General features: G+C 36.8%; 23 protein-coding genes and 2 tRNA genes. All 25 read right to left on the bottom strand.

The window, feature by feature from the left end:
• Positions 1-378 precede the first annotated feature (378 nt).
• Entirely contained in the window at positions 379-1,878 is a 1,500-nt protein-coding gene (lysS, locus tag ACQKNR_RS26765) for a lysine--tRNA ligase (protein ID WP_427322140.1), read from the bottom strand.
• Positions 1,879-2,038: 160 nt separating this feature from the next.
• Positions 2,039-3,037: a tRNA dihydrouridine synthase DusB gene (gene dusB, locus ACQKNR_RS26770; RefSeq protein WP_427322142.1), complete on the bottom strand. Its 999-nt coding sequence runs from the start codon at positions 3,035-3,037 to the stop codon at positions 2,039-2,041.
• Positions 3,038-3,060: 23 nt separating this feature from the next.
• Positions 3,061-3,264: a helix-turn-helix domain-containing protein gene (locus ACQKNR_RS26775; protein WP_000387027.1), complete on the bottom strand. Its 204-nt coding sequence runs from the start codon at positions 3,262-3,264 to the stop codon at positions 3,061-3,063.
• Positions 3,216-3,731, bottom strand: a complete 516-nt coding sequence (folK, locus tag ACQKNR_RS26780; protein ID WP_427322144.1) for a 2-amino-4-hydroxy-6-hydroxymethyldihydropteridine diphosphokinase — start codon at positions 3,729-3,731, stop codon at positions 3,216-3,218. The genes ACQKNR_RS26775 and folK overlap by 49 nt, the downstream gene beginning before the upstream one ends.
• Positions 3,728-4,090, bottom strand: a complete 363-nt coding sequence (gene folB / locus ACQKNR_RS26785; protein ID WP_427322146.1) for a dihydroneopterin aldolase — start codon at positions 4,088-4,090, stop codon at positions 3,728-3,730. The genes folK and folB overlap by 4 nt, the downstream gene beginning before the upstream one ends.
• On the bottom strand, positions 4,091-4,951 hold the full coding sequence (gene folP, locus ACQKNR_RS26790) for a dihydropteroate synthase (protein ID WP_427322148.1): 861 nt from the start codon (positions 4,949-4,951) through the stop codon (positions 4,091-4,093).
• Positions 4,926-5,798, bottom strand: coding sequence for an aminodeoxychorismate lyase (gene pabC / locus ACQKNR_RS26795; protein WP_427322150.1), 873 nt, complete (start codon positions 5,796-5,798; stop codon positions 4,926-4,928). Before pabC ends, folP begins: the two co-directional genes overlap by 26 nt.
• On the bottom strand, positions 5,792-6,379 hold the full coding sequence (gene pabA / locus ACQKNR_RS26800; RefSeq protein WP_427322152.1) for an aminodeoxychorismate/anthranilate synthase component II: 588 nt from the start codon (positions 6,377-6,379) through the stop codon (positions 5,792-5,794). The genes pabC and pabA overlap by 7 nt, the downstream gene beginning before the upstream one ends.
• A 5-nt stretch (positions 6,380-6,384) precedes the next feature.
• The gene (gene pabB / locus ACQKNR_RS26805) at positions 6,385-7,782 is read right to left on the bottom strand and encodes an aminodeoxychorismate synthase component I (RefSeq protein ID WP_427322154.1); all 1,398 of its coding nucleotides are present in this window, start codon (positions 7,780-7,782) and stop codon (positions 6,385-6,387) included.
• Positions 7,783-8,003: 221 nt separating this feature from the next.
• Positions 8,004-8,927, bottom strand: a complete 924-nt coding sequence (gene cysK / locus ACQKNR_RS26810) for a cysteine synthase A (protein WP_427322156.1) — start codon at positions 8,925-8,927, stop codon at positions 8,004-8,006.
• Between the two features lie 114 nt (positions 8,928-9,041).
• Entirely contained in the window at positions 9,042-9,917 is an 876-nt protein-coding gene (gene hslO / locus ACQKNR_RS26815; RefSeq protein ID WP_427322158.1) for a redox-regulated molecular chaperone HslO, read from the bottom strand.
• 6 nt (positions 9,918-9,923) lie between these two features.
• A complete protein-coding gene (locus ACQKNR_RS26820) occupies positions 9,924-10,712 on the bottom strand; it encodes a type III pantothenate kinase (protein WP_149178472.1) in 789 nt (262 codons plus the stop codon).
• 243 nt (positions 10,713-10,955) lie between these two features.
• A complete protein-coding gene (ftsH, locus tag ACQKNR_RS26825) occupies positions 10,956-12,857 on the bottom strand; it encodes an ATP-dependent zinc metalloprotease FtsH (RefSeq protein ID WP_193414623.1) in 1,902 nt (633 codons plus the stop codon).
• Positions 12,858-12,942: 85 nt separating this feature from the next.
• Positions 12,943-13,485 carry a hypoxanthine phosphoribosyltransferase gene (gene hpt, locus ACQKNR_RS26830; protein ID WP_000981837.1) on the bottom strand — a complete coding sequence of 181 codons (543 nt, stop codon included), beginning with the start codon at positions 13,483-13,485 and terminating at the stop codon, positions 12,943-12,945.
• Positions 13,482-14,912 (bottom strand): tRNA lysidine(34) synthetase TilS, encoded by a 1,431-nt coding sequence (gene tilS, locus ACQKNR_RS26835; RefSeq protein ID WP_427322160.1) that lies wholly within the window; start codon positions 14,910-14,912, stop codon positions 13,482-13,484. Before tilS ends, hpt begins: the two co-directional genes overlap by 4 nt.
• A gap of 243 nt (positions 14,913-15,155) precedes the next feature.
• A complete protein-coding gene (spoIIE, locus tag ACQKNR_RS26840) occupies positions 15,156-17,627 on the bottom strand; it encodes a stage II sporulation protein E (protein WP_427322162.1) in 2,472 nt (823 codons plus the stop codon).
• A 261-nt stretch (positions 17,628-17,888) separates the two neighbouring features.
• Positions 17,889-17,960, bottom strand: a tRNA-Glu gene (locus ACQKNR_RS26845).
• 13 nt (positions 17,961-17,973) lie between these two features.
• A tRNA-Met gene (locus tag ACQKNR_RS26850) sits at positions 17,974-18,047 on the bottom strand.
• Positions 18,048-18,209: 162 nt separating this feature from the next.
• Positions 18,210-18,692, bottom strand: a complete 483-nt coding sequence (locus ACQKNR_RS26855) for a S1 domain-containing RNA-binding protein (protein WP_000021452.1) — start codon at positions 18,690-18,692, stop codon at positions 18,210-18,212.
• 87 nt (positions 18,693-18,779) lie between these two features.
• A complete protein-coding gene (gene divIC, locus ACQKNR_RS26860; protein ID WP_001208736.1) occupies positions 18,780-19,139 on the bottom strand; it encodes a cell division protein DivIC in 360 nt (119 codons plus the stop codon).
• Positions 19,136-19,789: a spore cortex biosynthesis protein YabQ gene (gene yabQ, locus ACQKNR_RS26865; RefSeq protein WP_427322164.1), complete on the bottom strand. Its 654-nt coding sequence runs from the start codon at positions 19,787-19,789 to the stop codon at positions 19,136-19,138. The genes divIC and yabQ overlap by 4 nt, the downstream gene beginning before the upstream one ends.
• Positions 19,786-20,094 (bottom strand): sporulation protein YabP, encoded by a 309-nt coding sequence (gene yabP, locus ACQKNR_RS26870; protein WP_001059101.1) that lies wholly within the window; start codon positions 20,092-20,094, stop codon positions 19,786-19,788. The genes yabQ and yabP overlap by 4 nt, the downstream gene beginning before the upstream one ends.
• 58 nt (positions 20,095-20,152) lie before the next feature.
• A complete protein-coding gene (locus tag ACQKNR_RS26875; protein ID WP_001234876.1) occupies positions 20,153-20,428 on the bottom strand; it encodes an RNA-binding S4 domain-containing protein in 276 nt (91 codons plus the stop codon).
• A gap of 14 nt (positions 20,429-20,442) precedes the next feature.
• Positions 20,443-21,903: a nucleoside triphosphate pyrophosphohydrolase gene (mazG, locus tag ACQKNR_RS26880; protein ID WP_427322166.1), complete on the bottom strand. Its 1,461-nt coding sequence runs from the start codon at positions 21,901-21,903 to the stop codon at positions 20,443-20,445.
• A 12-nt stretch (positions 21,904-21,915) separates the two neighbouring features.
• Positions 21,916-23,517, bottom strand: coding sequence for a putative polysaccharide biosynthesis protein (locus tag ACQKNR_RS26885; RefSeq protein ID WP_427322168.1), 1,602 nt, complete (start codon positions 23,515-23,517; stop codon positions 21,916-21,918).
• Positions 23,518-23,526 lie beyond the last annotated feature (9 nt).

Below are 23,526 nucleotides of genomic sequence, written 5' to 3' on the forward strand. Positions count from 1 at the left end.
CAGGATCAAACTCTCCAATAAAGTTAGTTTGTCTAGCATCTAAAATAAAAATTGACGTTTCACGTTGTTTGTTTCGTTCAGTTTTCAAAGAACTTCTTTGTCGCTCAGAAGCGACTTTATTAATATAACATTTCGTTTTATTTTCGTCAACAACTTTTTTTAATAAGTTGTTTTTCGTTTGTTTCTTTTGTTGTCTTCCGTGACAACGAATATAAATATACCAGTTCGATTATTAAAATGCAATAGTTTTTCTAATAAAATTTTCAACTTAGTAAAAAAGTATAAAAACAGCAAATTTCTTCTATATAAATATAATTTTCAACCCTATCAAAACCGATTCTCTCATAATAAAAAAAGCTTTGGAGAAATCTCCAAAGCTTAATCTTGTTTATGACGCATAGCCGGGAACAATAGTACATCACGAATAGATGGCGCATTTGTTAATAACATAACAAGACGATCAATACCAATTCCTAGTCCACCTGTAGGAGGCATACCGTACTCAAGAGCCTCGATATAATCATCATCCATCATATGAGCTTCATCATTACCTTGTTCACGCTCTTTTAATTGAGCTTCAAAACGTTCTTTTTGATCGATTGGATCATTTAACTCAGTGAATGCATTTGCATGTTCGCGCGCAACGATAAATAATTCGAAACGATCTGTGAATCGTGGATCTTCGTCGTTCTTTTTCGCAAGTGGCGAAATTTCCACTGGATGACCATAAATAAATGTCGGTTGGATTAATTTATCTTCTACTTTTTGTTCGAAGAACTCATTAATGATATGCCCAACTTCCATTGTATCCTTAATTTCCACATTATGTTCTTTTGCAAGCTCACGTGCTTCTTCTACACTCATTGGATTCCAGAAATCTGCTCCAGAGTATTGCTTAATCGCATCTACCATATGAAGACGTGTCCATTCTGGTTCTAGATTAATTTCATAATCACCATATTGGATTGTTGTTGTACCCAATACTTGTTTTGCGATATGAGCAATCATGTTTTCTGTTAGTTTCATAATATCTTTATAATCAGCGTACGCCTCATATAATTCAATCATCGTAAACTCAGGATTATGACGAGTCGATACACCCTCATTACGGAATACACGACCGATTTCATATACTTTTTCTAAACCACCTACAATAAGGCGTTTTAAATGCAATTCAATTGCGATACGCATATATAATTCCATATCCAACGCATTATGATGTGTAATGAAAGGACGCGCAGAAGCTCCACCTGCAATTGCATGCATCATCGGTGTTTCCACTTCAAGATAACCGTTGTCATCTAAATATCTTCTCATTTCACGAATGATTTTACTACGAGTAACGAACGTTTCACGACTTTCCATACTTGTAATTAAGTCTAGGTAACGTTGGCGGTAGCGTTGTTCAACATCTTTTAAGCCATGGTATTTATCCGGTAATGGACGAAGGGACTTCGTTAATAGTGTAAACCCTGTTGCTTTTACTGAAAGCTCTCCAACATTTGTTTTAAACACTTTACCTTCAATACCTACTAAGTCACCTAAATCTGCTGTTTTGAATAATTCGTACTCTTCATCTCCAACAGCATCTTTACGAACATAAATTTGAACTTGTCCATGTAAATCTTGAATATGCGCAAATCCCGCTTTCCCTTTTCCGCGTTTCGTCATAATACGACCAGCGATAGAAACAGCGATTTCTTTCTCTTCTAATTCTTCTTTAGAGAATTCTCCATATAGACTTACTAAGTCCGTTGTTGAATTTGTGCGTTCAAATCTTTTACCGAACGGATCGATCCCTTGTTCACGTAAGTTATGTAACTTTTCACGACGAACAAGCAATTGGTCGTTTAATTCTTCGTGGTTCATGTTATCCATGATATTGATATCACTCCAGCTCTATTAAATTTTACAATATATACAGTATAGCATTTTCTACTCAACTAGAAAAACTGCCAGCAACTAACTGGCAGTTCTTCTTTCTTTCACGTAATTATAGGAAGTGTACAGAAGAATGTCAATCTTCTATGTCCCCTTATTAACCAACGTAAATTGTTTGTTGTTTCGCTTCGACTTCTTCTACAAATGCACCTAATAAATCCGCAAGGTCTTCACGTGTATTACAAGCATTAATACCATTACGCACTTGCGCATTCCCACGAACACCCTTTAAATACCAGGCTGCATGTTTTCTCATTTCTCTTACAGCGATATTTTCATTCTTTAAATCGATAAGGCGGTCTAGATGCAACATACATACATCAATTTTCTCACGCACTGTTGGTTCCGGCATTAATTCACCTGTCTCTAAATACTTTACCGTACGATAAATCATCCATGGATCCCCAAGAGCAGCGCGACCAATCATAACACCATCTACACCAATATCATCAAGCATACGCTTTGCATCTTGCGGTGTTTCGACATCACCATTTCCGATAACCGGAATATTTACAGCTTGCTTTACTTGCTTAATAATATCCCAATCTGCTTTACCTTCATACATTTGCACTCGTGTACGCCCATGAACCGCTACCGCTTGTCCACCAGCACGCTCAACAGCTCTGGCATTTTCTATTGCGAAAATATGATCTGCATCCCAACCAATACGCATTTTAACTGTAACTGGCTTTTCAACAGCATCTACAACTGCCGCTACCATTTCATATATTTTATTTGGATCCAAAAGCCACTTTGCTCCAGCATCACACTTAGTGATTTTCGGTACTGGGCAACCCATATTAATATCAATAATGTCCGCTGTCGTATATTTATCTACGTATTTCGCAGCATCTACAAGAGTTTCTTTCTCCCCACCAAAAATTTGTAAACTTAATGGTTTTTCTCTCTCATCGATATATAGCATATCTAATGTTCTTTTATTATTAAGTAATATTGCCTTATCACTTACCATTTCAGCACAAACCAAACCTGCACCAAATTCTTTTACTGTCAAACGGAATGCAGAGTTACACACTCCCGCCATCGGTGCTAATACAACCGGATTTTTCATCTCAATATTTGCAATCTTTAACAACCGACTTACTCCTTCCTTTAAAGTCACTTCGGCATTAATTCATCTATCGAAACCTTTAATGCTTTCGCAACTTCTACTACAAAGTCTTGAGAAGGCGATCGATTTCCCCTCTCGACCTCTCCTAAAACAGATACAGATACCCCTAATTCTTTAGCAAAACCTTCTTGTGTATAGCCTTTTAGCTTTCGAAAAGCACGAATGCGTCTTCCCCATTTTTCTGCTTCCATACCGTTACTCCCTCTCGCCTTTTCATTTCTTCTACTTGTGAACGTGAAATGTTTTGTTTCATATCTTGATTAATTTCTAACAACGGAACGATAACAAAAGCTCTTTCGAACATCCGCGGATGCGGAACAATAAGATTCTCTGCTTCAATATTCTCTTGATTATATAGTAAAATGTCAAGGTCGATGGTCCTCGGACCCCACCTGATTTCCCTTTTTCTTCCTAGGTCATTCTCTACCTTTTGTGTTACTTTCAATAATTCTTGCGGTGACAAATTGGTAGAAATTTTTATAACTAAATTTAAAAAGCAACTTTGGTCAGTATAGCCAACTGGTTCAGTTTCATATACCGATGAAATATCGTCAACTTGGATATAAGGATTTTTATTTAAAAATTGAATTGCTTCCGTTAAATACGTATAACGCTCTCCAATATTTGAACCTAATGCAATGTACGCTATATTATTCATGAACGTTCTCTCGTAATTTCTACCGCCACAGCACGATAATGCCCCGGTATCGGCGGATCTGGTTTAATTACCTTAATTGTACAACGTGAAATACTCTCATGTTGTTTCAATATATCTGTAGCGATATTTTCAGCAATACTCTCTACAAGCTTATACGTTCTATCCTCAACAACTTTTCTACATAGTTCGAAAAGCTCTCCGTAATTGACAGAGCGCTCTAAGTCATCACTTTCTCCTGCCTGTTTCAAATCCAATTCCACCGTTAAGTCGACTTTAAATCTCTGACCTAATTTATTTTCCTCTGGAAATACACCATGATAACCGTAAAACTCCATATCATGGATATAAATTTTATCCAATTACTTCGCCCCCTTACCAATCATCGCATCCATCATCTTAGCCATACGCGTCATTTCTTTCACATCATGAACACGGACAATTTCACAGCCCTTTTCAATACCAAGACAAACGGTAGCTCCTGTTCCCTCAAGACGTTCCTCTACCGGTAAATCTAGTACATGTCCAATAAAGGACTTTCTTGAAGTACCTAAGAGAACTGGGTAACCTAGTACATTTAACTGTTCTAAATTACGCATCGCTTCTAAATTTTGTTCAGGTGTTTTTGCAAAACCGATGCCTGGGTCTAAAATAATATTCTCATCTCTCACACCAGCAGCTTTAGCAATTTTAATACTGTCATACAAATCAGCAATCATATCCGCCATTAAATTACGATAATTCATATTATCACGGTTATGCATCAAGATAATAGGCACATCATAATGAGCTGCAACTTCAGCAATTTTCGGTTCCGCCTTTGCTCCCCAAATATCATTAATAATATGAGCACCAGCTTCGATTGCTTGTTTTGCAACTTCAGCTTTATACGTATCGATAGAAATCGGCAATTTCACTTCTTTTGAAACCGCCTGAATCATTGGAACAACTCGCTTGATTTCTTCTTCTACTGATACTTTAGCAAAACCTGGACGAGTAGATTCACCACCAATATCAATAATATGAGCACCTTCATCTCGCATTTCTTTTGCATGGCGCACTGCAGCATCTACCTCGTTGTAACTCCCACCATCAGAAAACGAATCTGGTGTTACATTTAAAATCCCCATAATTAATGTTTTTTCATTTAAGTTCAATGTATATTCGCCGCAGCGTAAATCATAATCCCACTTCAAACTACACATCTCCTCTTCGCAATTCATTTCTGCTCCACAATTTCTCTCTCTGCATTTCATAAAGATACATCAATCTCTTTGTAACCATTCCCACTTTACCCGGGAAATCTCGTCCCTCTATATGATAAAGCGGAACAATTTCTTGAATGGAATTTGTTACGAAGACTTCATCTGCTGAAAGTAATTCATCTTTCGTAAAGAAACCTTCCTTTACTTCTATACTAAGTTCCTCAGCACTCTTTATAATAAACGCACGAGTGATACCATTTAAAATCCCTGTTTTTAGCGAAGGTGTATACAGAACATCGCCTTTCACAAAAAAGAGATTCGAAACAATACCCTCTGCAACATAACCTGCTTCAGTAAGGAAAATACCTTCCTTATTCACAACATTTCCAATTTCACGCTTTCCTAAAATGTTATTTAAATAATGGTGGGACTTCAAACGAAATGCTCCTTCCGGTGTATTTCGCACTTGTTTTAAAACAACCCCTTCTTTCTCCACTACATCTCCCGGAGCCGCTAAAGGTTTTATAAAAACAATAACTGATGGCTCTTCATACACTTCTGTTTGCAATCCTATTTCATCTATGCCCGCCGATACATTAAAGCGTACATATGCATGCTCCAATTCATTCTTAACGAGTAGATTTTTCAAAATAAGCATTACATCATCTTTTGTCATTGTCCATTTGATTTGCAGCGTGTCCAGCGCATCTATTAAACGGTCATAATGATCATCCAACAAGAAAGGATGACCATTATAAATACGAAACGTCTCAAAGACTCCAAGCCCGTATAGGTAACCATGGTCATAAGGAGAAATTTTCGCTTCACTCGCTTCTACATACTCACCATTTACGTAAATTAACATGATGTCACACTTGGACTATATTTACGAATAAAATTCTGTAGTAACTCTTTCCCATGAGAAGTCATAATAGATTCCGGGTGAAATTGCACACCTTCAATCGGTAGGGTTTTATGACGAAGCGCCATAATTTCCTCTTCCTCTGTCCAAGATGTTACCTCTAAGCAATCTGGTAACGTCTCTTTCTTAACAATAAGGGAATGATAGCGCGTTGCAGTAAACGGATTAGGAATGTCCGAGAAAATCGTCTTCCCATCATGATGCATAAGCGACGTTTTCCCATGCATCAATCGGTCTGCACGAACAACTTCTCCACCAAACACTTGTGCAATAGATTGATGCCCAAGACAAACTCCAAAAATCGGAATCTTTCCTGCAAAATATTTAATAACTTCCATACTAATCCCCGCTTCATTCGGACTACATGGGCCTGGTGAAATCATTAAAAAATCTGGTTTCATATTCTCAATATCTGCAATTGTCACTTCATCATTACGTTTAACAACAAGCTCTTGTCCAAGTTCTCCAAGAAACTGCACTAAATTAAATGTAAAAGAATCATAATTATCAATCATTAATATCATTTCTCTCACCTAACCGTTTCTTCGCTACTTTCTTTTGCACGCCATAAAGCAATCGCCTTTTTTAACGACTCTTTATATTCATTTTTCGGATTCGAATCAATTACAATTCCCGCTCCTGCTTGTACATGCGCTTGTCCATCTTTAGCAAGAAGCGTTCTAATGACAATATTCAATTCCGTATCTCCAGAATAACCAATCCAACCAATTGAACCTGTATAAATACCTCGGCGAACAGGCTCTAATTCTTCAATAATTTCCATCGTACGTATTTTCGGAGCACCAGTAATTGTTCCACCAGGGAATACAGCCTTCACTAAGTCGAAAGCATCTTTTTCTTCTTCTACCTCACCACGCACATTAGAAACAATATGCATAACATGTGAGTATTTTTCAATTACCATAAATTCATCCACTTCTACAGTGCCATATTTACAAACGCGCCCTAAATCATTTCGCTCTAAATCTACAAGCATTACATGCTCTGCTCTTTCCTTTTCGTTCTCAATTAATTCCCTTGCTAATTCTGCATCCTCTCGCTCATTCGCTCCTCGGGATCTTGTACCAGCAATCGGCCTTGTACTCACTTCTTTTCCTTGTTTCTTAATTAGCAATTCAGGCGAAGCACTAACAATTTGAAAATCTCCAAGCTCCAAGTAACCCATATATGGAGATGGATTAATTTCACGAAGACTTGTATAAATTTCTAGTGGATGTGTTTGTAAAGTTCTTTCTTGCCTGGTCGACAAGTTTACTTGAAACACATCACCAGCTCCAATATATTCTTGAATACTTTCAACAGCCTTCATAAAGCCATCTTCCGTAAAAGCGACTGCTTCATTTTTCTTTTCAGGACGTTCAAACGGCATCGTCACTTCAGGCGCTTCCTTCACCCAAAGATTCTCCCATTCATTTAATCGCCCTTCCGCCTCTTCACGCTTATCTATATAATGTGTAATAATCCATAATACTTGTTCCTTTTGATCATATACAAACACATCGTCAAATAATAAAAAGAATATATCAGGTATATTAATATCATCCTTCGCAAGAGAAGGGAGTTTTTCAATATAACGGATACAATCATAGCTAAAGTAGCCGATTGCTCCACCTTGAAAAGGTGGATACTCTGGATTATGGTCTGTTTTCCATTTCTCCATATATTCTTGCATTAAATCTAATGGGTTCCCTCGCTTTATTGTTTCCTTACCACTTTCGCTTATATGTAACGTTTCATTCTTCCCTCGGATTATTGCCACCGGGTCCAGCCCCACAATGTTATAGCGACCGCCACGTCCACTTTCTAACAAAATATGCTGCGGCTTATTCTGAGAAAGAAATTTATATTGCTTAAAGAAATCTAACTGATATGGAATAGAAAGCGCTAAAGATTTTCTTCGTTGCATATCAACACCCCGTCTTCTTTTATCCCACCCTTTTAGATTAACCACCTCAAACTACATAAGTTCTTTATATAGAGAATGATTATACTCGAAGGCTAGTGAAAATAAATTAATTATACTACCTCTTATTTTACATGAAGTTTTCTAGTCATTCACTCTTTTCCTATTTCCAATCAAAAAAGAAAAAGCATCCTTTTTCAAGGATGCTTTTTACTTGCATTCAATTATGATTCAAATTGGTAAAGTGGTGTACTTAAATAACGTTCACCGTTACTTGGGATAATAACAAGTACCTTTTTCCCTTTACCTAACTTTTTCGCAACCTCTGTTGCTGCATAAATAACCGCTCCTGAAGAGATACCAACTAAAATACCTTCCTCTTTAGCCACTCTTCTCGCATATTCAAATGCTTGCTCTGTTTTCACTTGAATAATTTCATCATATACTTCTACATCCAATGTCTCCGGAACAAATCCCGCCCCAATTCCTTGGATTTTATGTGGACCCGGCTTTCCACCAGATAATACTGGTGAATCCGCAGGTTCTACTGCATAAATTTTAATATCTTTATACGCTTCCTTCAGCACTTCACCGGCACCAGTAATTGTTCCACCTGTACCAATACCTGCAATAAATGCATCTAATTGATCACCCATTTGTTCAACAATTTCTGGACCTGTTGTTAAACGATGAATTTCTGGATTCGATTGATTTTGGAACTGCTGCGGTATAAAGTAGCCATACTCTTTTGCTAACTCAGTCGCTTTACGAATTGCTCCGCCCATTCCTTCAGGCCCTGGAGTCAATACTAATTCAGCACCGTAAGCACGTAATAAATTACGACGCTCAACACTCATTGTTTCTGGCATTACTAAAATTGCCTTATATCCTTTAGCAGCCGCTACCATCGCTAAACCAATTCCTGTGTTACCACTTGTTGGCTCAATGATTGTATCGCCTTCTTTTAATAACCCTTTCTTTTCAGCATCTTCAATCATAGCTAATGCAATACGATCTTTAACACTGCTTCCCGGATTCATAAATTCTAATTTTAAGTATACATCTGCGCTGTCTGATTCTACGATGCGGTTCAACTTAACGATCGGCGTTTTCCCGATTAATTCTGAAACTGATTGTGCCACTCGCATTCCTGTCACTCCTAACACCGAGTATTTTTATTGGTTTTATCTATATTTAAATTTTGTCAGAAAATTCCCTGTTTGTCAATCTATTTGGATGATTGATTCCCGTTAATTCCCTTATTACAAATTCTCAATTAAATTTGTAATATCTTCTTTAGAGAACTTGTATCGTTCATTACAGAAATGGCAATGAACCTCTGTCTCTTCTTCTTCTTCACGAACTTGCTCTAGCTCTGTTTTACCTAAACTGATTAGTACACTCTCAATGCGCTCGCGTGAGCACGTGCAATTAAATTGAACATCCATCGTTTCTAATACTTTTACTTTATCTTCTCCAAGGACTGCATATAGTAGCTCCTCCGGTGAAAGACCTTGTTCAATCAATGTTGATACAGGCGGGATTTTTTGCAAACGGTCTTCAATAAATGAAATAGTTTCTTCCTGCGCACCCGGCATAATTTGCAGAATAAATCCACCTGCCGCCAATATGCTGTCATCTCCATTTACAAGAACACCAACGCCAACAGAAGAAGGCGTCTGTTCAGAAACCGCGAAATAGTACGTGAAGTCTTCTCCTAGTTCACCTGAAATAATTGGAGATTGACCAATAAACGGCTCGCGCATACCAATATCTTTAATTACAGTTACAAACCCTTCTGTACCTACCGCTTGATATACACGTAGTTTCCCTTGTTCAGTTCCTTCAAAATCAACATGTGGATTCGTTACATAGCCACGTACATCCCCATTCGCATGGGCATCCACTAAGATCGGACCAATTGGACCATTACCCTCTACCTTAATCGTTAATTTTTGATCACCTTTTAACATCGCACCCATCATTGTACCTGCAGTTAAAGAACGACCAAGTGCCGCCGAAGCTGTTCTCCATGTATCATGACGTCTTTGCGCCTCACTTACTGTGTTTGTTGTACGCACACTATACGCACGGACTTCCCCGTCAAACGCTAACGCTTTTACTAAATAATCTTTCATACTTATTTATTCACCTTTCTCATGCTGTAAATTTGCATTACGCTCATATAACATATACAAACCTTTTAATGTTAAAAATGGATCTACAACATCAATTACATTCGATTCTTCTGAAATTAATTTCGCCAATCCACCTGTTGCAATAACTTTCGGTTCTTGCTTAGCTTCTTCCTTCATGCGCTTAACAATACCTTCCACTTGTCCAACATATCCGTAAAGAATACCCGATTGCATCGCACTTACTGTATTCTTCCCAACAACACTACTTGGTTTTGTAATTTCAATACGAGGAAGTTTTGCCGCTCGACTATATAACGCTTCCGCTGAAATCATAATTCCTGGTGTAATAACTCCACCCATGTAATGCTTCTCTTCGTTAATATAACAATATGTAGTAGCCGTACCAAAATCGACAATAATAAGCGGGCTTCCATATAAATGGATTCCTGCTACTGCATTTACAATTCGGTCTGCGCCTACTTCACGCGGATTTTCATATTTAATATTTAGCCCCGTCTTTATTCCAGGTCCTACTACAAGCGGTTTAATTTTAAAATACTTTTCACACATACGCTCTAAAGCGAACATAATTGGTGGTACAACTGAAGACACAATAATACCTTTCACATCTTCAAACGAAAGACCCTCATGCTCAAGCAGTTGCTTTACAAGCATTCCATATTCATCTTCTGTCTTATGACGGTCTGTTTCCATGCGCCAATGCTGACGAAGTTCCCCATCTTCAAACACGCCTAGTACAGCATTTGTGTTCCCTACATCCAATACAAAAATCATATTCTCACCACTTATCTTATTTAATCTATATTTGTGCAGTATGTACAAAACTTATAAAAACATCATATCACACATACTTATATAATCAGCTTTTCTATCTTCATCATTTTACAAAAAGATTACTCTCTATTTCAATTTTTAATACTAGTTTTACTTAAATTATTTTATTCCGTAAACTCTCAATAAGAATTAGAAAAAATCTTAACAAACAAAAAGGAGTGACTATCGTCACTCCTTCATTTCTTACTTATCCTCTTTATCTTCATCGTCTTTCTTCATGTTGATGTTTACTTTCACATCATCTGAAGATGTTGGACGCTCTGGTAATCTGCCGTAATCATATAGATGATTGATTTGCTCTGCATCTAACGTTTCCACTTCAAGTAACGTTTTCGCAATAATATCTAGCTTATCACGTTTTTCAGTAAGAATTTGTTTTGCACGAGCATAACAGTCTTTCATAATAGTTTGCATTTCCACATCAATTTCATGTGCAATTGCATCACTGTAATTTTGCTCTGAATGGAAGTCTCTTCCTAAGAATACCTGACCACCTTGTGAGCTACCAAATTGCATCGGTCCAAGTTTATCACTCATACCGAATTCCGTAACCATGCGTCTTGCAATGCCAGTCGCACGTTGGAAGTCGTTGTGAGCACCTGTACTTACTTCGCCAAATACAATTTCCTCAGCTACTCGACCACCAAGTAAACCAGTGATTTTATCAAGTAACTCTGGTTTTGTCATGAAGTAACGATCTTCTTTCGGAAGCATTACCGCATATCCACCAGCTTGACCACGAGGGACAATTGTTACTTTATGAACGATATCTGCTTCATCAAGGACAACACCAATTACAGTATGGCCAGCTTCATGGAATGCAACGATATTACGTTCTTTTTCAGAGATAACACGACTTTTCTTAGCTGGACCTGCAATAACACGATCCGTTGCTTCATCGATGTCACTCATATCAATCTTCTTCTTATCTTGACGCGCAGCTACTAAAGCAGCTTCGTTTAATAAGTTTTCAAGATCAGCACCAGAGAATCCTGGTGTGCGAGTTGCAATTGCTCTTAAGTTGATATTCTCATCAAGCGGTTTATTACGAGCATGTACTTTCAGTACTGCTTCACGACCATTTACATCTGGACGATCTACTGTAATTTGACGGTCAAAACGACCTGGACGTAATAACGCTGGGTCAAGAATGTCAGGACGGTTTGTTGCAGCGATGATAATAATACCTTCGTTTGCACCGAATCCATCCATTTCAACAAGCAATTGGTTCAACGTTTGCTCACGCTCATCATGGCCACCACCAAGACCTGCGCCACGTTGACGTCCTACTGCATCAATTTCATCAATGAAAATGATACAAGGAGCATTTTTCTTTGCATTTTCAAATAAATCACGTACACGCGATGCACCGACACCGACAAACATCTCTACGAAGTCAGAACCACTAATAGAGAAGAATGGAACGCCAGCTTCGCCTGCAACAGCACGAGCTAATAAAGTTTTACCTGTACCTGGAGGTCCAACTAATAGAACACCCTTCGGAATACGGGCACCAACTTCAGAGAACTTACGAGGGTCTTTCAAGAATTCAACTACCTCAACAAGCTCTTGTTTTTCTTCATCTGCTCCAGCAACATCTCTGAAACGAACTTTTTTCTTTTCGTCATTATATAACTTCGCCTTACTTTTTCCGAAGTTCATAACACGGCTACCGCCACCTTGAGCTTGGTTTAATAAGAAGAAGAATAAAATGAAGATAATGACAAACGGAATGATCGAAGTAAAGAATGTTACCCAAGCACTTGTTTCTTCTGCTGGTTGATATTTAACTTCAGCACCTTGCGCTTTATCATTAATTTTCTTTTGTAATTCCTCAGTATTTGGTGCATAAGTAACAAATTGTTCTCCTTGACTAGAAGTATTAAATTGTCCTTTTACTTCAAACACACCATTTTTCGGTTGAAGTTGCACATTGCGCACTTCACCTTTTTCTAGTTTAGTAATGAATTTATCGTAGCTAACTGATGTCGTTTTTTGAGTCGAACCATTAAAATAGCTCACGATTCCAATTACTACTAAGAATATCAGTAAATAAAAGATGGTATTACGGAAGATACGATTCATTCCTAACCTCCTCTCACGGCATAAACACTATAGTAAATCGTAACATAGAAAAACTTTCCTATACAATTTTAAAGCCCGTATTTAATTAATTTGAGTAAACGCTTGGTTTTAATACGCCTACATAAGGAAGATTACGGTACTGCTCTTTATAATCTAATCCATATCCTACAACAAATTCATGTGGAACAGTAAATCCAACATAATCCGCTTTCAGATCAACCTTACGGCCTGTTGGCTTATCTAATAACGTAACAATTTTCACAGACTTCGCTTTACGATATTTGAATAGGTCTACTAAGTAGCTTAGTGTAAGGCCGCTATCAATAATATCTTCAACGATTAAAATATCGCGCCCTTCTACAGAAGTATCAAGGTCTTTTAGAATTTTTACTTCGCCTGTTGAAACTGTAGAATGACCGTAGCTAGATACAGCCATAAAATCCATTTCAAGATATGTATCTGTTCTCTTTAATAAATCTGCCATGAATGGCATTGCGCCTTTTAATACGCCAATTGCAAGAGGTACTGTGTTTTTATAATCCTCTGCAATAATTGCACCTAGTTCGTGCACCTTTTCTTGTATTTGTTCTTCAGAAATTAATACTTTTTCGATATCTTGATTCATCATTTCATTATCCTCCCGGAAGACTCCTTGCTTTTGTAGTGAATAATCATATATTTATCCTTCTTTGCTATCCCTTTCGAAATAGCAAACGCAGATCGCTTCAACAAGGGTATCCAAATAATGTTTCCACTTGCATCACAAACGACCGGCCATTCTTCCCTTTTTTCTTTTGGTACTTTTGCCTCGATAAAAATAGCTTTTATCTTTTTTGTGCCATCCATACCTTGTATTGACATGCGATCTCCATTTTTTCTAGAACGAATACGAAGTGGATATGATATATCATTATACTTCGCAACAAATACTGTTTCATTCATGTTACTTGGTATAACTTCGCTCACCTCTGTTACAAGCTCATCTCCGTTCGATAATGTAATTATCCCGGGTACTGATAAATCTTGCGCCAAAGGAGAAACAATTTCTTGTTTAAATCTAAAGCTACACTCCTCGTATGTGCGAACAATTTTTAAATCACCTGGGAAATCAAGTGAACCCGAAGGTTGTGTCCGCTTAAAAAACTCAATCACTTTGTCAATATGTATAGAAGAAAGAGAAGACGGAATCTTATATTCATAAAGATAGTTTAATATTAGTTGAATCCCTCTCCTTTGTAAAGGCATAGACATGGATTCAAAGGCAGGAATTGATAAGCTAATTTGTTTATCACTTTTTTTTGTAATTACTTTATTCATTTTCTCAAAAGCTAATTCCTGCAAATAAGCCTCATCCTCTTGCATCTGCATGCTAAATTTTTGAAATTTCTCATGCACTTGTGGATTTTCTTCTTTCAAATGAGGAAGGACATATTTACGTAATCGATTCCTTGTATATACTTCCTTTTTATTACTCGGATCTATACGTGGAATTAACTTTAGCTCATTACAGTAATCAACAATTTCTGCCTTCGTTACCCCAAGTAACGGCCTAATTAAATAACCATTATGAAAAGGACGCTTCACTGCAATTCCTGCATACCCTTTTGGAGTACTCCCTCGTACAAGGCGCATTAGAATCGTCTCTACTTGGTCATCTCCATGATGGCCAAGAGCTACATATCTCGCATCATATTTCTTCATTATTCTTTCCAAAAATGCATATCTGCATTCCCTAGCGGCAACTTGTGCATTCATCCCATTTTGCTGTTGATATTGCGATACGTTAATTCTTATCGTTTCACAAATAACCCCCAGCTCTTTACAAAGACTCTGCACAAACTTTAGATCCTCATGAGATTCATCGCCTCTAAACATATGATCTACATGCGCTACTACAATTTCCAACTGTTTTTCCACTCTTTTTTCTAACAAATAATATAAAAGAGCTAAAGAGTCAGGACCACCAGAAACTCCCACAACAATTGTTGAATCTTTCTTTAATACATCATGCTGCTTTACAAAGTCATCTACTTTTTCAACAAATGTATCTTTCAAATTCGCAATCACCCTTCATTAAACAAGAACAGCAACGTTAGTTACCTTGTCTATAATGGTACAACTTTTACAAACATTGTGCAAAAAAAAGATATACAAATTTTACATTTTTATCTTACATCCTTTGTGCATATTCACAAAAATAATAACATTACCTTTTCCGACAAAAAAACCTAGGCATCCACCTAGGTTTTTTGAAATAGACTATATGAATCAGTAGCGGATAAAAATCCCACTTAAATTTTATTGCGCCTGCATTCCTACAATTGGAATCGTAGCCCACTTCGGCATATTCTTCTTCACTTTCGCTACAACAATGGTCATATCGTCATTTATATAACCATCACCAGAGCGAATTACTTCTTCCATAATAATATCCGCTATTTCTTGTGGGTCTTCGGTTTGTAATTCTTTAATTTTTCGTTTCATCCATAATTCATGATTTTCCACATGTTGTGCTCCTTCAAAAATCCCATCACTCATCATAATCAGAATATCACCCGTTTTTAATTGCTCACCCACTACATCAACTTCCACATCTTCAATGATTCCCATCGGCAAATTACTTGCCTCAATTTTCAAAATATTATTTCCACGTTTAACAAAACTTGGTGTTGATCCGATCTTTAAAAACTTTGCACTCGCATCACGTAAATCTACCATCGCTAAGTCCAGCGTTGTAAACATCTCTTCAGTCGTTCTTAAAGAAAGAATTGAATTGATCGATTTAATTGCTATTTCCTCATCAATACCTGATTGAAGTATCTTTTGTAATAATTTTACCGTTTCCTTACTCTCCATATGAGCTCTTTGCCCATTTCCCATACCGTCACTAATCGCAAGTGCATATTTGCCAACACTCAAATCCATCATCGCATAAGAATCACCCGAAACAAACCCACCGCCCTTGGCCGCCGTGGCCAAGCCCGTATCAAGGGAATATGTCTTTGCTGAACCAAATGATATTAAACTGTGACCATTCGGATAAGAAGATTTTTCTTCATGTTTGACGACAATATTTTCTTTTAGGATGTCCGAAAGCATCGGCGCAACCAACTTCTCGCATTCACCATGCTCGTTAGAAGCAGCTGGAATTAACATTTCAATATCAATGCTCCCTCTATCTAAACAATAAATATCAACATGCTCCACTTCGACGCCAAAATCACGAAACGCTTGCAAAATTCGCTCTTCCTGTACTTGATGATTTTCTCGCTCTCTTTGTATTTCCTTAGCAAAATCCTCCATAACTTTTGATACACCTAATAATTGCTCCGCTACTATTCTGCGATTTTCTTTCATTTGTTTTCGTAATTTTTGCCCCTCATAGAAGTGATCTAATTCACCAGCTACTAAATCTGTCACTTTTTTTCCTCTCACACAATGCTTGTCCCATTCACGAACTAACTTCCGATTATGTTGTAATGTCCCTTCTTCCGTTTCACTCATTATTTGTTTCATATAATCGTACGTCTTGTCGAAATTGACTACCCAGCATTGATCCTTTTTAAAGCACGTTTGACATGTTTTTGCAGTAATTGTACTTAAGAACAAATCCGCCTCCGTCTCTTTATCCTCTTCCTCCACATACCCATATACTGAAAAGCTATTAGATAAAGCCGCAAACACATTTGCAAATTGATTAATTTTATTCGCTGTAACATCGCGCATCCTTCTTAAATATTGTTGTTGGTCTTGTGAATGCTCTTGTGTACCTGGCATAAATTTAGCAATGCGATCCAGAACAAGTTTCGGTGTTAATAAGAAGAAAACAATCGCTACACCAGACTCAATTAAGGTTGTTACAATATTTGTTTGCTTGTCTACATATAAAGTAATTAAGCTTGTCCCAATTAATAAACCTAAACTAACACCTATACGCTTCCCTTCTTTTAACAATCCTCCAAGCAATCCAGAAAAAGCAAGAAGACTAAGCTGAGACAAGCTGGAAACATTTGCGAGACTTAAAATTAGTCCAGTGACGACCCCAACTGTAGAACCTGTAGCAGCACCCGCAATAAATGCAAATACTAACACTAAATATCTAGTAAATATATGTTGAACAGAAGCATCGTAAACAAACCAATCTGTAGTACCTGTTAAAACAGATGCTAGTAATATAATTAAACAAACAATTTCTTCTGTCTCTAATGCTTGCTGTTTTCCTTTCCTTTCTACTAAAAGCGGAACACTTTGTAAAAATATCATCGTTAATACGAAACTAAGCCCTGCTTCAATCGTACTAACGAGCAAATCATACATGGTGACAGTTTGTTGTGCAAAATATACAACAACTAAATGTGCGGTTAATGCGGAGATAAATACTTGGAATGGTACAAGCCCAACAGTTTTACGTGTAAACCGACTAAAGAAGATGTTATAAATGAAGAAAGTAAAAATAGACGCGAAAGTAAAAAATAAATTATCTATCGAAACTGAAAGTGCTCCTCCCATTAGAGCTAAGAATGCGAGCGGCATTTTGTCTCGCTTCATAACATAAACGGCAGCAAAAAACGGTAGTGCAAACGGTAAAATGTTTGTTAATATATATGCTCGCCCCAAAAGAAAACCAATAACAACAATAATAAATCCCCATCTAAAGAAAACTTGCTCAAACTTCATTCGCAACTTACTCGTCCACTTTATTGCTCCAAGCTGACTTTCATTCATCGCCAATGCACTTGTATTCATAGTATTCCTTCCTGCTTTAGGCATATTTTTAACACCACCTGCATAGTTTAATTACTGTCATTATAAAAGATGATTATTGGGATTTTTGTCAAAACAACAGTTTTCACTTTTATAATCGTTCGACTTTTTATTCGAAATAACTCTACATATATACATAGTATGTAATTTATCCCCACCTTTTTAATTGAACATTCAGAAAATACAGGGTGATTTTGTAGAAGTATTGTACGTCTTAACTTTTATTCAACAAAAAAAGATCATGCTAAGTTGCATGATCTTTTTAGATGACCCGTACGGGATTCGAACCCGTGTTACCGCCGTGAAAGGGCGGTGTCTTAACCACTTGACCAACGGGCCGTTAAATTAAATATAGCGGCGGAGGGGATCGAACCCCCGACCTCACGGGTATGAACCGTACGCTCTAGCCAGCTGAGCTACACCGCCATGTCGTCTTATTTAACGGACAATTAGTATCTTACATCAGATACTATTTAAAGTCAACACATCTTAAAAACTTTTTTAAAAATATATTTTTGCCATATAAAAAAGCACCCCGAGTTATTACTCTGGGTACCTCTCTATATGTTAAAAATTTAAACAGCCTTATTATCCGCGACGTGCGCCACGGCCACCACGTTTAGACTCTGTGTTACGCTTTAAAGAAGTTAAACGATCTTCACTATCCTTTAAGAAACGTGCCATTTTTTGCTCAAATGTTTCTTTTGGAGCTCGGTCGTTACCGCCACCACGGTTATCTCTGTTGAATGAACGATTACGTTGTGGACGTCCAGAACGTTGTTGATCACCACCGCGTTGGTATTCACCACGTGGACGATCTCCTTCTGTTTTCTCACGCTCTTTCGCTTTTTTAATAGATAGACCAATCTTCCCATCTTTTTCAACATTAATAACTTTTACTTCTACTTGGTCGCCCACTTTTAAGTGATCGTTAATATCTTTTACATAGTTATCAGCAACTTCACTAATATGAACAAGACCCGTTAATCCTTCTGGCAGCTCCACAAAAGCCCCAAAATTTGTAATACCTGTTACTTTACCCTGTAACTTGCTGCCTACCTCGATTGACATAAAAAAAATGCTCCTCCTTAGTGGTTAAAAAGTCAAATTTTACTTTATTATATATAATCCTAAAATATAGTGTCAATAAGACATACTCTACTTAGAAACAGGAAAAATTATCTCCCCTTTTCCGGAGAAGAAATAATCCCTTCTAGCAATCTTTAATACGTACTCTTCATCATTTAACTTTTGAACTTCGTCTTTTAGACTCTTTTCTTTATTTGTTAATGAATCTAGTTCTTTTTTCATGTCCTTAACTTTTGCTTCTTTTGCTTTAATGGAACTGTTTTGTTGATAAAACGTTACACTAATACTCGCAATAATTGTAAAAGCAAAGACAAGAAAAACCGCTAAACGGCGATAAAGTCGCTTCCTGTTCTCATCCGTTTGTATTATATGCTCTTTAACAGGATTTGGACTCTGTTTTTCGATTGTTCTTTGTCTCAGTTCCCTCATTTCCGAGGTCCCCCTAACTTCTTTTTTATACGCCCCCATAGTTGGAAGATATGTCCCTTCAATTTCGCTATATATTGCAGGAACCCTATATGCTTCATTATAAAAAGTTTAACACGATTAGGGAGAAGTTTCCATATGAGAGAAGCAATAAATCGAACAGGCCAGAAAAAAACTTTCCATATGAAAAGTAATATCCAAATCACCATTTTCCATAACACATGTCCAATTGAAAGCAGTATACGAAATAAGAATAATATAAATGCAATAAATAGCTGCGCTATAATAATAACAGGTTTTATCATAAGTAGGTGTATAATTCGAACAAAAACATGTGTTGTTTGCACAAAAATATAGATGAGAAAATTTAACAGCTTCATGTATAGTGCTTTCAATAAGCTTTGATATGCTGCAAAACCACATAATAATGCCAAAAATACATATATACGTAATTCAGCTTCATTTACGAGAAGTAATACATAAAAGACAAATAATGCTTGGACAACCCAAAATAGTATATCATGTATAAATACAAGCCAACGTTTACGTTCCTGACGCTTTAAAAACCGTTGATATGTATCTAAAGATGCCCCAATCCAAGCACCCATTCCGATCATTGAAAGCATTGTATACAACTGAATTGTTAGGCTCATTTAAACAACTTACTAAAGAAGCCTTTAGTTTTCTCCCCTTGGTTCTCATCAATATACAGCATCTCATGAACTTTCCCTTTAATCGATACAACGCCCTTTTCCACATCTAAATTCTTCATTTGCAAATTTTGTCCACGAATTGTTAAAAAACCCATTACAGTCTCGAGTAAAAACTCTTCGCTATCAAAACTCTCTACTTGTTTTACACCAGTAATATCGATTACACGCCTGCCACGCATAATAATATCATGCTCTACAGAAACATTTTGTTGATTAGAAGACATAGGTGAGTAACCATTATTCACGAAAATCCCCCCATAGCTTTATACTAGCTAATAGTAATGTATGAAGGGACAGCAGATTTTAGAACAAGCCCTCTTCTGCTTTTACTTTTTCCTCACGAACTAGGCTATACATATTTGCTGCATCTTCTTTTTTCGTCGTTTCTTTTAATTCATTTATTTTTACCGTTACTATTTTTTGACCAAAGCGAATTGTTAATTCATCCGCTACTTTCACATCTGAACTCGCTTTTGCCACTTGACCATTAATTGATATTCTTCCTTGGTCAGCTACTTCTTTCGCTAATGTTCTTCTTTTAATTAAACGTGATACTTTCAAAAATTTATCTAGACGCATATCAAATCCCCCTATTAACGCTCTGTTTGTTTTGCCTCTTCCCATAAAACATCTAACTGTTCTAATGATAAATCTTGCATCTCTTTCTTCATTTCAGCGACTTTAGCTTCCATATATAAAAAACGACTCATAAATTTCTCATTAGTTGAACGTAACGCTTCCTCTGGGTCTATTTTATAATGACGAGCTATATTAACAAACGCGAATAGCAAATCACCAAATTCGCCTAACATCTTTTCTTCATCCATGTTTGTAACTTCTTGCTGGAATTCTTGCCATTCTTCTAAGGCTTTCTCTATCATTGGCTGCACATCAACCCAATCGAATCCAACCTTACCAGCCTTCTTCTGGATTTCATAGGCGCGCATTAACTGCGGCACACTTTTGGGAATTCCATTTAAAACAGATTCTTTCACGAATCCTTTTTCTTGTTTTTTAATTTCTTCCCAATTAGCAATCACTTCATCTGCATTATTTACATCTTTATTCCCAAATACGTGCGGATGACGACGAACCATTTTCTCAGACAATGTTCGAATAATGTCATCTATAGAGAACCATCCTTCATCCTCTCCAATTTGAGCATGAAGCATAACTTGTAATAATATATCGCCTAGCTCTTCTACTAAGTGATCATCATCCTCTTCATCAATTGCTTCCAACACTTCGTAAGCTTCCTCAATTAAATACTTCTTTAAAGATTGATGTGTTTGCTTTTTATCCCATGGACAACCATTCGGCCCACGAAGTTCTGCAATAATTTCTCTAAGTACATCAAACTGTTGATATAAGGATGCACGCTCCTCAACTGGTGGTACATATACACTCGTTAAATTATTCAATTCCGTTTCATGATCTAACATGTATAACGGTACCTTTTTTACTTCTTCAAATGAAGTCCCTGCAGCTGTTACGATATACACTTCATAATCATCTGGCAACATTTCCATTAATGTTAACTTCACATCTGAAGCAACGAACGCATCATACACTTGGCAAAAGATTAAATGTTGACGCAATTCTAATTGTCCTCTTTCAAATGATGTAGCGTCAATTAATTGGAATCCTTCAATCGGATCAATTTTTAAACTCGCAAACATCGGATCAAGGAAACTTTGTCCACCTTCAATTCGCACTTCAACATTTGCTACTTCTCCTTTTTCTAAAAGTAGCTGAACTGTTCTTTCTGCTACAAGCGGATGCCCTGGAACTGCATAAATGATTTCTGTACCTTCAGCTTGTTCTAGCAATGTATTCGCAATTGTTTCATATACAATTTCAAATGTATCATGCGCTTCATATATATTGTCAAAAGCCGTATATTTTATACCTTCTTTCTCCAACTCTTCTATAACCGGATGCTCCTTCGTTCTAACAAACATATAGTCTGCTTCCTTTATCTTTCGATATACACCCATCGTTAACTGATCTAACTCACCAGCACCTAATCCTAAAATAGTAATGATTCCACTCACAACCTGTCACCTCTATCCACTCTTCTTCAATGAACCTTCTTTTTTCTCTTGTTTCATAACGGTCCCTAATTCTTCTTTTGTAAATACGCGTAATCTTAAAATAAAAAACATATATGTTAATCCACCGATAGCTACACCTAACAACGCTTCAAGTGTCGCAATTCCTCTATGATCCGTATCAATTACTAATCCAGACATTTGCCACACACGTGTAAACATTATTAATACAAATCCCATACCGATACCGCTAATCACTACACCTAACATATTCCGCTTATCAATAAGCGATTTCGATACAGACCTCATAAGCAGCACAATATTTAGCATAGAAATTACAATTAGCGCAACTAAAGTTGCAATTGCGGCCCCCTTCACACCAAAATACGGCATGAATATATAATTTAAAGCTAACTTTAAACACCCTCCAAATACAACAAATATTGCTGGTTTTAAAGTTTGTCCCAATCCTTGCAAAATAGAAGCAGTTGTAATTGACAATGAACTAAATAAAATTGAGAAAGATAAAATGGATAGAACATCTGATCCATCACTATTTTCAAACAACATAATATTGGTAGGTTGAATAATACAAGTTAATCCAATAGCCGCTGCAAATCCAATAACAAATGTTATTTTTATCGCTAACTTTACCTTTTCTTGAATAAAGGAATGATCCCCTCTTTCCTTCGCCGCTGTAATAATCGGAATAAGTGACAGCGAGAAAGATGTTGTCACGACAGTACCTAGTTGCATAAGGGGGATACTTCTATCATAAACACCTTTTAATACCTTTGCACTTTCAGCCTGTTCTCCTGCCCCAATAAGTAAGGTGTAGAAGGAAACTGAATCAGCCATTTGTATAAAAATAAGCACTAAGTTACTAACACAAATTGCTATCCCTTGCCAAAAAAGAATTTTAAGAATTCCCCTTTTCCCCCTAATTCTCTTCAAGCTTTTGAAGAAGATAGAACGAAAATCGTGGCGCATATAAAGTACAAGTACGAAAATCCCAATAAGTCCACCTGCAATTGAGCCTAGCATAGCTCCAGCACCCACTGTATATAAATCAAATTCGTGAGCAATTAAGAATAGCGATAAAAATACAATGATAGAAACTCGAATCGTTTGTTCTATTACTTGCGAAACAGCCGTTGGCATCATATTATTGAATCCTTGAAAATAGCCTCTCGCTACAGATAAAAACGGCATTAATATGAATGAAAACGAAATAACACGTAATAACTTATCTAAGTGTACATCGCCCATAGCTGTTGCAATTGTTTCGGCACCAAAGAACAATGTAAAAAAGCCAATAAAGCCAATTCCTAATAAAAACCAAAAAGATACACAAATAATTTCTTCCGCTTCTTTTCGTTTTCCTTGTTCTAATCGTTCTGCAACCATTTTTGAAATTATAATAGGGAACCCATAAGTAGCTAAAATTAAACAAAATCCATAAAACGGATAAATTTGTTGGTAAATATAAAAACCAATATCACCCGCTATATTTTGATATGGAATACGGTAAAAAGCGCTTAATACTTTTGTAACAAAACTTGCAATCGTTAATATAATAGCCCCACGCCAAAAGGCTTGATACTTCTTCGCTTCCATACAAGAAAA

Origin of the sequence: Bacillus sp. NPDC094077, from assembly GCF_050279465.1 — a bacterium.
In the GTDB taxonomy this organism is placed as follows: domain Bacteria; phylum Bacillota; class Bacilli; order Bacillales; family Bacillaceae_G; genus Bacillus_A.